The organism is Enterobacter sp. BIGb0383, from assembly GCF_003751845.1.
Lineage (GTDB): Bacteria > Pseudomonadota > Gammaproteobacteria > Enterobacterales > Enterobacteriaceae > BIGb0383.
Genome location: NZ_RJKQ01000002.1, coordinates 674,466 through 690,522, shown reverse-complemented (window position 1 = coordinate 690,522; position 16,057 = coordinate 674,466). Strand labels below are relative to the sequence as shown.

Here is a 16,057-nt window from a genome sequence, read left to right as displayed (position 1 = left end):
CCCGTCAGGACCGCAATAAAAACACTAACCCTCATTCTGATTACCCTACAGGTTATTGCTGTTCAGAATGAACCCTAGCTCAACGCTAAGATTCAGGAGTACAACAATGAGTTCATTAAGTCACGAGGCGAGCGGCGCTGAGAAGCGTACGAACGCCCGCTACTGGATAGTGGTGATGCTGTTTATCGTCACATCCTTTAACTATGGCGACCGCGCAACATTGTCGATTGCCGGTTCAGAAATGTCGAAGGCGATAGGTCTGGATCCGATCGGGATGGGCTATGTCTTCTCGGCCTTTTCATGGGCTTACGTCATCGGCCAGATCCCAGGAGGCTGGTTGCTTGACCGCTTCGGTTCAAAACGTGTTTATTTCTGGTCCATCTTCACCTGGTCCATGTTCACCCTGCTGCAGGGCTTCGTGGATATCTTCAGCGGCTTCGGCATTATCGTCGCCCTGTTTACCCTGCGTTTCCTCGTCGGTCTGGCGGAAGCACCTTCCTTCCCAGGCAACAGTCGCATTGTAGCGGCCTGGTTCCCGGCGCAGGAGAGGGGCACGGCGGTGGCGATTTTTAACTCTGCACAATACTTTGCCACGGTCATCTTCGCGCCGATCATGGGCTGGCTAACCCAGGAAGTGGGCTGGTCGCACGTGTTCTTCTTTATGGGCGGTCTGGGTATCGTGATCAGCTTCCTGTGGCTGAAAATGATCCACGAACCTAACCAGCATCCGGGCGTTAACAAGAAAGAGCTGGAGTACATCGCCGAGGGCGGCGCGCTGATCAATATGGATCAGAATAAAAATACGACGAAGGTGCCGTTCCGCGAAAAATGGGGGCAAATCAAGCAGCTGATTGGCTCGCGCATGATGGTTGGCGTGTATCTCGGGCAGTACTGTATTAATGCCCTGACCTACTTCTTTATTACCTGGTTCCCGGTCTATCTGGTGCAGGCGCGCGGCATGTCGATTCTGAAAGCGGGCTTTGTGGCCTCGGTTCCGGCGATCTGCGGCTTTATCGGCGGCGTGCTCGGCGGGGTGATTTCCGACTGGCTGATGCGCCGGACCGGTTCACTCAATATCGCCCGTAAAACGCCTATCGTGCTCGGGATGCTGCTGTCGATGGTGATGGTGTTCTGTAACTACGTGGATACCGAATGGATGATTATCGGCTTTATGGCGATGGCCTTCTTCGGTAAAGGCATCGGCGCGCTGGGCTGGGCGGTGATGGCGGATACGGCACCGAAAGAGATCAGCGGCCTGAGCGGTGGGCTGTTCAATATGTTCGGCAATATCTCCGGTATCGTTACGCCAATCGCCATCGGCTATATCGTCGGTACCACCGGGTCGTTTAACGGCGCGCTGATCTACGTTGGGGTCCATGCTCTGGTGGCGGTGCTCAGCTACCTGGTTCTGGTCGGGGATATTAAACGTATCGAACTGAAACCTGTTACGGGACGCGCATCATGACGACACAATCCAGCCCGGTGATTACGGATATGAAGGTGATTCCGGTCGCCGGGCAAGACAGTATGCTGCTCAATATCGGTGGCGCACATAACGCCTGGTTTACGCGCAATATCGTCGTGCTGACGGACAGCGCCGGGAATACCGGCGTCGGGGAAGCGCCCGGCGGGGAAGTGATTTATCAAACCCTGGTCGATGCCATTCCGATGGTGATCGGCAAGGAGATCGCCCGGCTGAACCGCGTGGTTCAGCAGGTGCACAAGGGCAACCAGGCCGCGGATTTCGACACCTTCGGTAAAGGCGCCTGGACCTTTGAACTGCGGGTAAACGCGGTGGCCGCGCTGGAGGCGGCGCTGCTGGACCTGCTCGGTAAAGCGCTGAATGTCCCGGTCTGTGAACTACTGGGGCCGGGCAAACAGCGCGATGCGGTCACGGTGCTGGGCTACCTGTTTTACGTCGGCGACCGGCGTAAGACGGACCTGCCTTATCTTGAAGGACGCCGCGATGGCCACGACTGGTACAACCTTCGCCATCAGGAAGCCCTGAGCGCCGACGCGGTGGTTCGCCTGGCGGAAGCCTCCCAGGATCGCTACGGTTTTAAAGACTTTAAGCTTAAGGGCGGCGTGCTGCCCGGCGAGCAGGAGATCGAATCCGTCCGGGCGCTGAAAAAACGTTTCCCGGACGCACGTATAACGGTCGACCCGAACGGAGCCTGGCTGCTGGATGAGGCCATCAGCCTGTGCAAAGGCCTGAACGATGTCCTTACCTACGCGGAAGATCCGTGCGGGGCCGAGCAGGGCTTCTCCGGCCGCGAGGTGATGGCAGAGTTCCGTCGCGCGACCGGCCTGCCGGTCGCGACCAACATGATTGCCACCAACTGGCGTGAGATGGGCCATGCGGTGATGCTGAACGCCGTCGATATTCCACTGGCGGACCCGCACTTCTGGACCCTCTCCGGCGCGGTACGCGTCGCGCAGCTCTGCGATGACTGGGGCCTGACCTGGGGATGCCACTCCAATAACCATTTCGATATTTCGCTGGCGATGTTTACCCACGTAGGCGCAGCCGCGCCGGGGACACCCACAGCGATTGATACGCACTGGATCTGGCAGGAGGGCGATGCCCGCCTGACCCGCGATCCGCTGCAGATCAAAGACGGCAAGATTGCCGTCCCGGACGCGCCCGGACTTGGCGTGGAGCTGGACTGGGATCAGATCAATAAAGCGCATGAGGCATACAAAAAATTGCCCGGCGGCTCGCGTAATGACGCAGGCCCGATGCAGTACCTGATCCCCGGCTGGACCTTTGACCGTAAACGTCCCGTTTTCGGCCGCCACTGATTATACAAGGATTCTAAGATGACGATTCAATCTACCCCCGTAGTGACCTCCATGCAGGTGATCCCGGTTGCCGGGCATGACAGCATGCTGATGAACCTGAGCGGCGCGCACGCGCCGTTCTTCACCCGCAATATTGTGATTATCAAAGACAATTCCGGTCATACCGGCGTGGGTGAAATTCCGGGCGGTGAGAAGATCCGTAAAACGCTGGAGGATGCGATCCCGCTGGTGAAGGGCAAAACCCTGGGCGAGTACAAAAACATCCTCAATACCGTCCGCAGCCAGTTTGCGGATCGCGATGCCGGTGGCCGCGGTCTGCAAACCTTCGACCTGCGCACCACCATTCACGTGGTAACCGGGATCGAAGCGGCGATGCTGGACCTGCTGGGTCAGCACCTGGGCGTTAACGTTGCCTCTCTGCTTGGCGAGGGCCAGCAGCGTACGGAAGTCGAAATGCTCGGCTATCTGTTCTTCGTCGGCAACCGCAAGGCAACCCCGCTGCCGTACCAGAGCCAGCCGGATGATAAATGCGACTGGTATCGTGTCCGTCACGATGAGGCGATGACCCCGGATGCGGTCGTGCGTCTGGCGGAAGCGGCCTATGAAAAATACGGCTTTAACGATTTCAAACTGAAGGGCGGCGTACTGGCGGGCGAAGAAGAGGCGGAGTCCATCGTCGCGCTGGCAAAACGCTTCCCGCAGGCGCGTGTGACGCTCGATCCTAACGGCGCCTGGTCCCTGGATGAAGCGATTAAGATCGGTAAATCCCTGAAAGGCGTGCTGGCCTATGCGGAAGATCCGTGTGGGGCCGAGCAGGGCTTCTCCGGCCGCGAGGTGATGGCGGAGTTCCGTCGCGCCACCGGCCTGCCGACCGCCACCAATATGATCGCCACCGACTGGCGTCAGATGGGCCATACCCTGTCGCTGCAATCGGTCGATATCCCGCTGGCGGACCCGCACTTCTGGACCATGCAGGGTTCCGTGCGCGTGGCGCAGATGTGCCATGAATTCGGCCTGACCTGGGGCTCACACTCCAATAACCACTTTGATATTTCACTGGCGATGTTTACCCACGTGGCCGCCGCCGCGCCGGGTAACGTCACCGCTATCGACACCCACTGGATCTGGCAGGAAGGCAATCAGCGTCTGACCAAAGCGCCGTTTGAAATCAAAGGTGGCATGGTGCAGGTACCGACCACGCCGGGTCTGGGCGTCGAACTGGATATGGATCAGGTGATGAAAGCGCACGAGCTGTACCAGCAGCACGGCCTGGGTGCGCGTGACGACGCCATGGGGATGCAGTATCTGATCCCGAACTGGACGTTTGATAATAAACGTCCTTGTATGGTGCGTTAAGCCGTCAGGATGCCGCTCTTTGCGAAGAGCGGCATTTTTACCGGATATCCCGGTGTATGTTTTGGGCAGTTAATCCGCGTAAGGACGGCTTATGAAAATTGTGATCGCTCCCGACTCGTACAAGGAAAGTTTGAGTGCACTTGAAGTAGCGACGGCGATTGAACAGGGATTCAGCGAAATCTTCCCCGACGCAGAGTATGTCAAAATCCCGGTTGCTGACGGCGGTGAAGGGACCGTTGAGGCGATGGTCGAGGCGACGGAAGGCCGCATTGTGCGGATTGCCGTCACCGGGCCGCTGGGCGAACAGGTCGAAGGTTTTTATGGCCTCTCCGGCGATGAGAAGAGCGCCTTTATCGAAATGGCAGCGGCCAGCGGTCTTGAACTGGTGCCGCAGAATCAACGTGACCCGCTGAAAACCACCTCGTGGGGTACCGGCGAGCTGATCCGCCATGCGCTGGATGCCGGGGTGAAGCACATTATTATCGGTATCGGCGGCAGCGCCACCAACGACGGTGGATCCGGGATGGTGCAGGCGCTGGGCGCGAAGCTCCTGAACGGCGATGGCGAGCAGATTGCGCCCGGCGGCAGCGCCCTGGAGAGTCTGCAAAGTATTGATATCAGCGAGCTGGATACGCGGCTGAAATCCTGTCGTATCGAAGTGGCCTGCGATGTGACCAACCCGCTGACGGGGAAAAAAGGCGCGTCGGCAGTGTTCGGGCCGCAGAAAGGGGCTACCGCAGAGATGATCTCCCGCCTCGATGGCGCCCTTGAGCGCTATGCCAAAATTATTGAACGCGATCTCGACGTTAACGTGCTGGAGCTCTCCGGCGGCGGCGCGGCCGGGGGGATGGGCGCTGCGCTGTACGCCTTCTGCGGCGCGGAGCTGCGGCCTGGCATCGAGATTGTGACCGAAGCGCTGGGACTGGCGGAGCAGCTGGCCGACGCGGACCTGGTGATCACCGGGGAAGGCCGCATTGACAGCCAGACCATTCACGGCAAAGTGCCGGTTGGGGTGGCGAAAGTAGCAAAACGCTACGACATACCGGTTATCGGTATTGCCGGTAGCCTGACCGAGGATGCGGGCGTGGTGCACGACCACGGTCTGGATGCGGTATTCAGCGTGATTTACACCGTCTGCACGCTGGAAGAGGCGCTGCGCAACGCCCGGGACAATGTCCGCATGACGGCGCGTAATGTGGCGGCGGTGCTGAAGGCGGGGCAGGAGAGCTGACATATCACCCTGTGGTCCCCTCCTTCAGGAGAGGACCATTAGCCTAACATGCGTTTTGCTTCCCGCGTCACGTTATCCATTTCATCCAGCAGCTCAAGAAACTCCGGCTCCAGCGCTTCCGGCACGCTGCCGTTGCGCATCTGATGCTCCAGCAGTGAGCAGAGGTTTTTCAGCCGTGGCACGCCGCTGTAGCTACAGCTGCCGTGCAGTTTGTGGATCGCCTCCAGCAGCCCTTCCGGCGTTTCGCCGACCAGCTGTTCCTCGACCTTATTGCGGATCTCCGGCAGGAACGACACCAGCATTTGCAGCATATCGCGGGCTAGATCGCTTTTTCCGGCGGCCTGACGCAGGGCCAACTGCCAGTCGAGGGTCGCGTCGGGATCGACCTGCGGTTCGACCGGTTCCTGTACAGGCTGCAGATCGGGATGCAGCCCGGGCATATAGCGCAGCAACAGGTTGCGCAGCTTGCTTTCGTCAATGGGCTTCGCCAGATAGTCGTTCATTCCTGCGGCCAGCAGCTTCTCTTTCTGTCCGGCCATGGCGTGTGCAGTCACGGCGATCACCGGGGTATTCTGCTGATTCGGCAGCTGACGGATCAGTTCGCAGGCGCGGATGCCGTCCATGCCCGGCATCTGAATATCCATCAGGATCAGGTCGCACTGCATCTGTCCGGCACGGGCCACCGCCTGATGGCCATCTTCGCACAGCTCAACCCGGGTCACCTGGTCATCAAGCAACGCGCCTATCAGTTTCAGATTGGCGGGATTGTCATCCACCGCCATCACCGTCATCGGCAGCCGGTTTTCATCGACCAGCAGCGGCAGGGTACTCTGGGTGGTACGGCAGTACTGGGTCAGCGCCGGCAGCAGGCGAGTGGACGTGAGGGGTTTGAGCAGACAGGCTGCCGCACCGCCGCGCTTCAGCGCCTCGGCATTGATCTGCGCGTGGCAGGGCAGAGCCAGCACCAGATAGCGGGTCAGTGACGCGGCGTGCGCCAGCCAGGCCTGGTGCATATTCAGCGGTTCACGCATGGAGACCGGGATCGCCAGCAGCAGAATATCGTAATGCGTATCCTCCAGCTCCTCCAGACTCTGGCCGTAGACCACCTCAAGCGGCGTCGAGGTGAGCAGCTCCAGCGTGCTTTGCGCCGCGGCGCTGTTGCTCTCAACGTAGGCCACGCGTTTACCGGCCAGACAATCCAGCGCGTGACTGTCGGTCAGGGCATTCAGGTTTAAGTCGAGGCTGATATGGAACCAGAAGGTTGAACCCCGGTTGGGCTGGCTGTGGAAGGAGATATCCCCGGCCATCTCTTTGACCAGCTTCTGGGTAATGACCAGCCCCAGGCCGGTGCCGCCGTGGCGGCGGGAAATGCTGGCGTCCGCCTGACGGAAGGCCTGGAACAGGCGGGACTGATCGCGCTCGGGGATACCAATGCCGGTATCGCGGATCTGCACTTCAATCTGCACCTTGGTTTTGCTGATGGAGCGCTGCTCCACCAGCACGTCAATATTGCCCGTTTCGGTAAACTTAATCGCATTGCCAACCAGGTTGGTAATGACCTGCTGCAGACGCAGCGGATCGCCAATCACATTATCCGGCACGTCATTTTTGATACTGAGGGTTAGCTCAAGGCCTTTATCGTGCGCCGAGTGCGCCAGCAGCGTCACCACCTCATCGAGAGCGTTACGCAGCGGGAAGGGGATGCTTTCGAGGATCAGCTTACCGGCTTCCAGCTTGGAGAAGTCCAGCACGTCGTTAATGATCGCCAGTAGATTGTTCGCCGAACGCTCGATGGTGCCAAGATGGTCGCGCTGGGTCGGATTCAGATCGCTTTTCAGCGTCAGTCGGGTAAAGCCAATCACGCCGTTCAGCGGGGTGCGCAGCTCGTGGGACATATTGGCGAGGAACTCTGACTTAATACGCGCTGCTTCCTGGGCGCGTTTCTTCGCCAGATCCAGCTCTACGTTCTGGATCTCCATCTGCTCAAGGGTTTCACGCAGGTCCGAGGTGGCCTGGTCAACGTTGTGCTGCATCTCTTCGTGGTAGGCCGCCAGCGACATCGCCATTGAGTTAATGCCGTTTTTCAGCATATCCAGCTCGCCGAGCATAAACCCCTCCACCCGGCTATCAAGCTGGCCGCGGCGGATACGGTCGACCGTGTTGACCATATTGCGAATGGGACCGGTGACGTCGCGCATCAGACGCCAGCCAAAAATCAGCGCAATACCGATACAGAACAGCATCATCATGCTGGAGATGAAAATTTCTTTATACTGCTGCAGTCGCACCGACTTAAGATCCAGCTCGAGCGCAACATAGCCGAGCATATTGTTGGGAGACTTGGCATCTGAGGCGGCCGACTCATCCGGCGAGTAGCTTTCGGAAATAATCGGCGTGCGCAGGATCATCACATCCCCGCGTCGGGCAACGCTCAGGCGGCGGGGAAAAGGTACGCCGTCCGCCAGTTGGAGCGTGCCGGGATCGAGATGAAAATTAGAGGTCGCAAACAGGCGGTTATTCTCGTCATACACTGAGATAGCCCGCACAATTTCCGAGTGGCGACGATGCAGAACGCTCAACAGCTGGCCGATAGACTCGCGGTTTTGCAGGTTCATCCCATATTCGCTGGAGACGGCAAGCGGTTCGATAATGCTGGCACCGGCATCTTCCAGCTGGCGCTGCAGATCGTTATAGCGATGGACGACAAAGAAGACGCTGAGCAGTAAGCCAATCAGTACGGTTGGCGCCAGGATCAGAATCATCATGCGAGCACGCAGGCTGTAGTTGGTCATGGAGTTCCGTTATGGGACAATCAGTGTGAAAATGTTTTATTGAGAAAAATCTCGACGATGGCGCAATTCTACTCTGCAAAACGGCGCGTGACGACGCGTCAAATCATAACCGTGACGGCGGACACCCTCGATCCCTTTGGCCAGGGCGTTGCGCGACATAACGGTAAAGCGCTGTTTGTACCCGGATTACTACCGGATGAACGCGCCGAAGTCACGTTAACGGAAGAGAAAAAACAGTATTCACGCGGGCAGGTAAAACGCCGTCTGAACGACAGCGACCAGCGTGAAGCCGCCCGCTGCCCGCACTTCGGCGTCTGCGGCGGCTGCCAGCAGCAGCATGCCAGCGTTGCGCTCCAGCAAAACAGCAAGCGTGCGGCGCTGTCGCGTCTGATGCACCAGCAGGTCGATGAGGTGATCGCCGATAAGCCCTGGGGATACCGTCGGCGGGCGCGTTTAAGCCTGAATTATCAGCCAAAAACCCAACGTTTACAGATGGGATTCCGTCAGGCCAACAGCAACGATATCGTCGAAGTGGCGCAGTGCCCGGTTCTGGTGCCCCGTCTTGAGGCATTGCTGCCCGAGGTTCGCACCTGCCTGAGTGAATTAAACGCGGCTCGCCACCTGGGGCACGTGGAACTTGTGCTGGCAGATAACGGTCCACTGATGGTGCTGCGGCATACAGCGGCCCTGTCGGCGGACGATCGGCAAAAGCTGGAACGTTTTTCGCATTCCCGGGGTATCGCACTGTTTCTGGCGCCCGATAGCGACACACTGGAGGCGGTCGATGCGGAAATGCCCTGGTACACCTCTGACGGGCTACGCTTAATGTTCAGCCCCCGCGACTTTATCCAGGTGAACGACGGCGTAAACCAGCAGATGGTGGCTCGCGCCCTGGCGTGGCTGGACGTACAGAAAAGCGACCGTGTACTGGATCTGTTTTGCGGAATGGGTAACTTTACTCTGCCCCTTGCTGCGCGTGCGGCAAGCGTGGTCGGGGTTGAAGGCGTCCCGGCGCTGGTCGAAAAAGGGCAGGCCAACGCCGTGCTTAATGGTTTACAAAATGTGACCTTCTTCCATGAAAATCTGGAGGACGACGTCACCTCCCAGCCGTGGGCACAGCTGGGGTTTGATAAGATTCTGATCGACCCGGCACGTGCCGGTGCGGCAGGCGTTATGCAACATATTATCAAGCTGGCGCCAGCAAAGCTGGTGTATGTTTCCTGCAATCCGGCGACGCTGGCCCGGGACAGCGAAACGCTGCAACAGGCCGGATACCAAATTCAGCGGCTGGCAATGCTGGATATGTTTCCGCACACTGGGCACCTGGAATCGATGGTGCTGTTTGAGCACGAGTAATTCATTCCGGCTTGTCGACTTCGACAGGCCCGTTTCCTTAAGGAGAGGACAATGGTTGCGGTAAGAAGTGCACATCTCAATAAAGCTGGTGAGTTTGACTCACAAAAATGGATCGCCAGTCTGGGAATTTCCAGCCAGCAGTCGTGTGAACGCTTAGCCGGGACCTGGGATTACTGTCGGGAAAAAACGCAGGGCCACCCTGACGCTGACCTGCTCCTGTGGCGCGGCGTGGAGATGGTCGAAATCCTCTCCATGCTGAGTATGGATATCGAAACGCTGCAGGCCGCGCTGCTGTTTCCGTTGGCGGACGCCAACGTGGTCAGCGAAGAGGCGATGGAGGAGAGCGTCGGCAAGCCGGTGGTCATTCTGATCCACGGCGTGCGCGATATGGCGGCTATCCGCCAGCTCAAGGCCACCCATACGGATGCCGTCTCCTCTGAGCAGGTGGACAACGTCCGTAAGATGCTGCTGGCGATGGTCGACGACTTCCGCTGCGTGGTCATCAAACTGGCGGAGCGCGTGGCGCACCTGCGCGAGGTCAAAGACGCCCCGGAAGACGAACGGGTGCTGGTGGCGAAAGAGTGCACCAATATTTACGCCCCGCTGGCGAACCGCCTGGGCATCGGCCAGCTGAAATGGGAGCTGGAAGACTACTGCTTCCGCTACCTGCATCCGGAAGAGTACAAGCGCATCGCCAAACTGCTACACGAGCGGCGTATCGACCGCGAGCACTATATCGACGAGTTTGTCGGGCGGCTGCGGGAATCCATCAAAGAAGAGGGCGTCAAAGCCGAGGTTTACGGCCGTCCTAAACATATTTACAGCATCTGGCGCAAAATGCAGAAAAAACACCTCGCCTTTGACGAGCTGTTTGACGTGCGCGCGGTGCGTATCGTGGCCGAGCGCCTGCAGGATTGCTACGGCTCGCTGGGGATTGTCCACACCCTCTGGCGCCATCTGCCGGACGAGTTTGACGACTACGTCGCGAACCCGAAACCGAACGGCTACCAGTCTATCCATACCGTGGTACTCGGGCCGGGCGGCAAAACCGTTGAGATCCAGATCCGCACCAAACAGATGCACGAGGACGCCGAACTGGGCGTTGCCGCGCACTGGAAGTACAAAGAAGGCTCCGCCACCGCTGGCGGCCCGCGCACCGGCTACGAAGACCGTATTGCGTGGCTGCGTAAGCTGATCTCCTGGCAGGAAGAGATGGCGGACTCCGGCGAAATGCTCGACGAAGTGCGCAGCCAGGTCTTTGACGACCGGGTTTACGTCTTTACGCCGAAGGGCGACGTGGTGGATTTACCCACCGGTTCTACGCCGCTGGATTTTGCCTACCATATCCACAGCGATGTCGGACACCGCTGTATTGGGGCGAAGATTGGCGGCCGCATCGTGCCGTTCACCTACCAGCTGCAGATGGGCGATCAGATTGAGATCATCACCCAGAAACAGCCGAACCCGAGCCGCGACTGGCTGAACCCGAACCTCGGCTACGTTACCACCAGCCGCGGGCGTTCCAAGATCCACGCCTGGTTCCGTAAGCAGGATCGGGACAAAAACATTCTTGCCGGGCGGCAGATCCTCGATGACGAACTGGCGCACCTCGGCATTAGCCTGAAAGAGGCGGAAAAACAGCTTCTGCCGCGCTACAACTTCAATGAAATGGATGAGCTGCTGGCGGCCATCGGCGGGGGCGATATTCGTCTCAACCAGATGGTCAATTTCCTGCAGGCGCAGTTTAACAAGCCGAGTGCCGCAGAGCAGGACGCCGCGGCGCTGCGTCAGCTGCAGCAGAAAACTTACAGTCCGCAGGGGCAGGGGCGAGCCAAAGATAACGGCCGCGTGGTGGTCGAGGGCGTCGGCAATCTGATGCACCATATTGCCCGCTGCTGCCAGCCGATCCCGGGAGATGAGATCACCGGTTTTATCACCCAGGGACGCGGGATCTCCATCCACCGCGCCGACTGCGATCAGCTGGTAGAGCTCCAGTCCCACGCGCCGGAGCGTATCGTCGATGCGGTCTGGGGGGAAAGCTATTCCGCAGGCTATTCGCTGGTGGTGCGGGTGGTGGCGAACGATCGCAGCGGCCTGCTGCGTGATATCACCACGATTCTGGCGAACGAGAAGGTCAACGTGCTCGGCGTTGCCAGCCGCAGCGACACGAAGCAGCAGCTGGCGACTATCGATATGACCATTGAGATCTACAACCTGCAGGTGCTCGGACGGGTGCTCGGTAAACTCAACCAGGTCCCGGACGTGATCGACGCCCGCCGTCAGCACGGCGCCTGATTTCTTCTTCTAAAGGGCCATGGGTGCGATGGCAACGTCGCACCCCTTCTTATTTTTCAAGGACATTCCATGACCGAAATTGACCGCCTCCTCGGCATTATGAAACGCCTGCGCGACCCGGAAAACGGCTGCCCGTGGGACAAAGAGCAGACCTTCGCCACCATCGCCCCCTACACCCTGGAAGAGACCTACGAGGTGCTGGACGCCATTAACCGGGAAGATTTTGACGATCTGCGCGGCGAGCTGGGCGATCTGTTGTTCCAGGTCGTGTTCTACGCCCAGATGGCCCAGGAAGAGGGGCGCTTCGATTTTAACGATATCTGCGCGGCGATTTCCGGCAAGCTGGAGCGTCGTCATCCGCATATCTTTGGCGATGCCACCGCCGGAAACAGCGAAGAGGTGCTGGCGCGCTGGGAAGAGATTAAAACCGCCGAGCGTGCCGAAAAGGCCCAGCATTCGGCGGTAGATGATATCCCCCACAGCCTGCCTGCGCTGATGCGCGCCCATAAAATCCAGAAACGCTGCTCGACGGTCGGGTTTGACTGGACCACCATCGGCCCGGTGCTCGATAAAGTGCATGAAGAGATCGATGAAGTGATGCACGAAGCGCAGCAGGCGGTGATTGACCAGGCAAAACTGGAAGAGGAGATGGGCGATCTGCTCTTTGCCACGGTCAATCTTTCCCGTCATCTGGGCGTGAAAGCCGAGGTGGCGCTGCAAAAAGCGAACCTCAAATTCGAGCGCCGTTTCCGCGAAGTGGAGCGAATTGTGGCCTCCCGCGGGCTGGAGATGACCGGCGTTGACCTGGAAGTAATGGAAGAAGTCTGGCAGCAGGTAAAACGGCAGGAAGCTGATCTCTAACGAGTTTTCCGGAGCAGGCGCTGTTTGTCCGTTTTTTAAATAACAAGCGCTTGATTTGCGTCAAAAACATTTACCCAAAAGGGGCTATTTTCTCACTCCTTATGTCGGCTGAAAGGCCCTGATAAATGCCTCTCCAGGGGCTTCAACGTTATCGGGGCTGCAACGATGCGAATCCAGGGCCGATGCTGCCTGAAGAACGAAGGGAGGGAGAATGAAAATTTGTCGCGCTCGTCATGTTCGGGTATACTATTTTCCCGTCCTGGTTATTCCATCGTCCTTTAAACCTAACCTCTCAGGTTCAGCATGACAACGAACTATATTTTTGTGACCGGCGGGGTCGTATCCTCTCTGGGTAAAGGCATTGCCGCAGCCTCCCTCGCAGCCATTCTTGAAGCCCGTGGCCTCAATGTGACCATGATGAAACTGGATCCGTATATCAACGTCGATCCGGGTACCATGAGTCCGATTCAGCATGGCGAAGTGTTCGTTACCGAAGACGGTGCTGAAACCGATCTGGATTTGGGCCACTACGAGCGCTTTATCCGCACCAAGATGAGCCGCCGCAACAACTTCACCACCGGTCGTATCTACTCCGACGTTCTGCGTAAAGAACGCCGTGGCGACTATCTGGGCGCGACCGTCCAGGTTATCCCGCACATCACCAACGCGATCAAAGAACGCATCCTGCAGGGTGGCGAAGGCCACGACGTGGTGCTGGTCGAAATCGGCGGCACCGTCGGCGATATCGAATCCCTGCCGTTCCTCGAAGCGATTCGCCAGATGGCGGTTGAAGTGGGCCGCGAGCACACCATGTACATGCACCTGACGCTGGTGCCGTATATGGCCGCAGCGGGCGAGGTGAAAACCAAGCCGACCCAGCATTCCGTGAAAGAACTGCTCTCTATCGGCATCCAGCCGGACGTGCTGATTTGCCGCTCCGATCGTGCCGTACCGGCCAACGAACGTGCGAAAATTGCTTTGTTCTGCAACGTTCCTGAAAAAGCCGTTATTTCACTGAAAGATGTCGATTCAATTTATAAAATCCCGGGCCTGTTGAAATCACAGGGTCTGGACGATTATATTTGTAAACGATTCAGCTTAAACTGTGCGGAAGCAAACCTGGCCGAATGGGAACAGGTTATCTATGAAGAAGCGAATCCGTCAGGCGAAGTGACTATCGGTATGGTCGGCAAGTACATTGAACTGCCGGATGCCTACAAGTCCGTTATCGAAGCGCTGAAACACGGTGGCCTGAAGAACCGCGTAACCGTCAACATCAAGCTGATTGACTCGCAAGATGTTGAAACCCGCGGCGTAGAAATTCTGAAAGGTCTTGATGCGATCCTCATCCCGGGCGGCTTCGGCTACCGTGGCGTAGAGGGCAAAATCGCCACCGCACGCTTTGCGCGTGAAAACAATATTCCTTATCTAGGCATCTGCCTGGGTATGCAGGTTGCGCTGATTGAGTTCGCGCGTAACGTAGTGGGTATGGAGAACGCCAACTCCACGGAATTTGTGCCAGACTGTAAGTTCCCGGTTGTGGCGCTGATTACCGAATGGCGTGACGAAGACGGTAACGTCGAGCAGCGCACCGAGAAAAGCGATCTGGGCGGCACCATGCGTCTGGGCGCACAGCAGTGCCAGCTGAGCGATGAGAGCAAGGTTCGCCAGATGTACGGCGCACCGGTGATTACCGAACGTCATCGCCACCGCTACGAAGTCAACAATATGCTGTTGAAACAAATTGAAGCTGCGGGTCTGCACATTGCGGGCCGCTCCGGGGACGATCAGTTGGTCGAGATCATCGAGGTGCCGAATCATCCATGGTTCGTGGCCTGTCAGTTCCACCCGGAATTTACTTCCACGCCGCGTGATGGGCATCCGCTGTTCTCTGGCTTTGTGAAAGCCGCTAGCGAGTACCAGAAGCGACAAGAGAAGTAAGTAAAGTTACAACGACAACGCGTGCCAAAGGTACGCGTTGTTTGTCTGGAGTTTTAGTTTAACTTGTACTGAGGAAAACCTAATGTCCAAAATCGTTAAAGTCATCGGTCGTGAAATCATCGACTCCCGTGGTAACCCGACTGTTGAAGCCGAAGTACACCTGGAAGGTGGTTTCGTCGGTATGGCTGCAGCCCCGTCAGGTGCTTCTACCGGTTCTCGCGAAGCGCTGGAACTGCGCGATGGCGACAAATCCCGTTTCCTGGGTAAAGGCGTAACCAAAGCTGTTGGCGCGGTTAACGGCCCGATCGCACAGGCAATCCTGGGCAAAGACGCAAAAGACCAGGCCGGCATCGATAAAATCATGATCGATCTGGACGGTACTGAAAACAAATCCAACTTCGGTGCGAACGCCATCCTGGCCGTTTCCCTGGCGAACGCCAAAGCCGCTGCTGCTTCTAAAGGCCAGCCGCTGTTCGAACACATCGCTGAACTGAACGGGACTCCGGGCAAATACTCTATGCCGGTTCCGATGATGAACATCATCAACGGCGGTGAGCACGCGGACAACAACGTTGATATCCAGGAATTCATGATTCAGCCGGTTGGCGCGAAATCACTGAAAGAAGCTATCCGTATGGGTTCTGAAGTGTTCCACACCCTGGCTAAAGTTCTGAAAGCCAAAGGTATGGGCACTGCGGTTGGTGACGAAGGCGGCTACGCGCCGAACCTGGGCTCCAACGCCGAAGCACTGGCTGTTATCGCTGAAGCGGTAAAAGCAGCAGGCTACGAGCTGGGCACCGACATCACCCTGGCGATGGACTGTGCAGCGTCTGAATTCTACAAAGACGGCAAATACGTTCTGGCCGGCGAAGGCAACAAAGCCTTCACTTCTGAAGAGTTCACTCACTTCCTGGAAGACCTGACCAAACAGTACCCGATCGTCTCCATCGAAGATGGCCTGGACGAATCTGACTGGGATGGTTTTGCTTACCAGACCAAAGTGCTGGGCGACAAAATTCAGCTGGTGGGCGACGACCTGTTCGTTACCAACACCAAGATCCTGAAAGAAGGTATCGAGAAAGGCATCGTTAACTCCATCCTGATCAAATTCAACCAGATCGGTTCTCTGACCGAAACTCTGGCTGCAATCAAGATGGCTAAAGACGCTGGCTACACCGCGGTTATCTCTCACCGCTCTGGCGAAACCGAAGATGCAACCATCGCTGACCTGGCGGTTGGTACTGCTGCAGGCCAGATCAAAACCGGTTCCATGAGCCGTTCTGACCGTGTTGCTAAGTACAACCAGCTGATTCGTATCGAAGAAGCGCTGGGTGAACGTGCACCGTACAACGGTCGTAAAGAGATCAAAGGCCAGGCATAAGCCTGACTTTAGCTCTTAAATAAAAACCCGCTTCGGCGGGTT

General features: G+C 57.7%; 10 protein-coding genes. 9 read left to right on the top strand and 1 reads right to left on the bottom strand.

The window, feature by feature from the left end:
* Nucleotides 1-106: 106 nt before the first annotated feature.
* The 4 genes from EDF81_RS11645 (at nucleotide 107) to EDF81_RS11630 (ending at nucleotide 5,389) form a co-directional block, all read left to right on the top strand.
* A complete protein-coding gene (locus EDF81_RS11645) occupies nucleotides 107-1,465 on the top strand; it encodes an MFS transporter (RefSeq protein ID WP_123348288.1) in 1,359 nt (452 codons plus the stop codon).
* Nucleotides 1,462-2,802 carry an enolase C-terminal domain-like protein gene (locus EDF81_RS11640; protein ID WP_123348287.1) on the top strand — a complete coding sequence of 447 codons (1,341 nt, stop codon included), beginning with the start codon at nucleotides 1,462-1,464 and terminating at the stop codon, nucleotides 2,800-2,802. The genes EDF81_RS11645 and EDF81_RS11640 overlap by 4 nt, the downstream gene beginning before the upstream one ends.
* A gap of 18 nt (nucleotides 2,803-2,820) precedes the next feature.
* The gene (gene gudD, locus EDF81_RS11635) at nucleotides 2,821-4,158 is read left to right on the top strand and encodes a glucarate dehydratase (protein ID WP_123348286.1); all 1,338 of its coding nucleotides are present in this window, start codon (nucleotides 2,821-2,823) and stop codon (nucleotides 4,156-4,158) included.
* Nucleotides 4,159-4,249: 91 nt separating this feature from the next.
* Nucleotides 4,250-5,389 carry a glycerate kinase gene (locus EDF81_RS11630; RefSeq protein WP_123348285.1) on the top strand — a complete coding sequence of 380 codons (1,140 nt, stop codon included), beginning with the start codon at nucleotides 4,250-4,252 and terminating at the stop codon, nucleotides 5,387-5,389.
* A gap of 38 nt (nucleotides 5,390-5,427) precedes the next feature.
* Here the strand turns inward: EDF81_RS11630 and barA are convergent, their stop codons facing one another.
* On the bottom strand, nucleotides 5,428-8,181 hold the full coding sequence (gene barA / locus EDF81_RS11625; protein WP_123348284.1) for a two-component sensor histidine kinase BarA: 2,754 nt from the start codon (nucleotides 8,179-8,181) through the stop codon (nucleotides 5,428-5,430).
* Nucleotides 8,182-8,238: 57 nt separating this feature from the next.
* Between barA and rlmD the strand changes: the two genes are divergently transcribed.
* From rlmD to eno, 5 genes are all read left to right on the top strand, one after another.
* Entirely contained in the window at nucleotides 8,239-9,537 is a 1,299-nt protein-coding gene (rlmD, locus tag EDF81_RS11620; RefSeq protein WP_123348283.1) for a 23S rRNA (uracil(1939)-C(5))-methyltransferase RlmD, read from the top strand.
* 51 nt (nucleotides 9,538-9,588) lie between these two features.
* Nucleotides 9,589-11,832: a GTP diphosphokinase gene (relA, locus tag EDF81_RS11615; RefSeq protein ID WP_123348282.1), complete on the top strand. Its 2,244-nt coding sequence runs from the start codon at nucleotides 9,589-9,591 to the stop codon at nucleotides 11,830-11,832.
* Between the two features lie 69 nt (nucleotides 11,833-11,901).
* A complete protein-coding gene (gene mazG / locus EDF81_RS11610; RefSeq protein WP_123348281.1) occupies nucleotides 11,902-12,693 on the top strand; it encodes a nucleoside triphosphate pyrophosphohydrolase in 792 nt (263 codons plus the stop codon).
* Between the two features lie 303 nt (nucleotides 12,694-12,996).
* Nucleotides 12,997-14,634 carry a glutamine hydrolyzing CTP synthase gene (gene pyrG, locus EDF81_RS11605; RefSeq protein WP_123348280.1) on the top strand — a complete coding sequence of 546 codons (1,638 nt, stop codon included), beginning with the start codon at nucleotides 12,997-12,999 and terminating at the stop codon, nucleotides 14,632-14,634.
* A gap of 82 nt (nucleotides 14,635-14,716) precedes the next feature.
* Entirely contained in the window at nucleotides 14,717-16,015 is a 1,299-nt protein-coding gene (gene eno / locus EDF81_RS11600; protein WP_123348279.1) for a phosphopyruvate hydratase, read from the top strand.
* The last annotated feature ends 42 nt before the right edge of the window (nucleotides 16,016-16,057 follow it).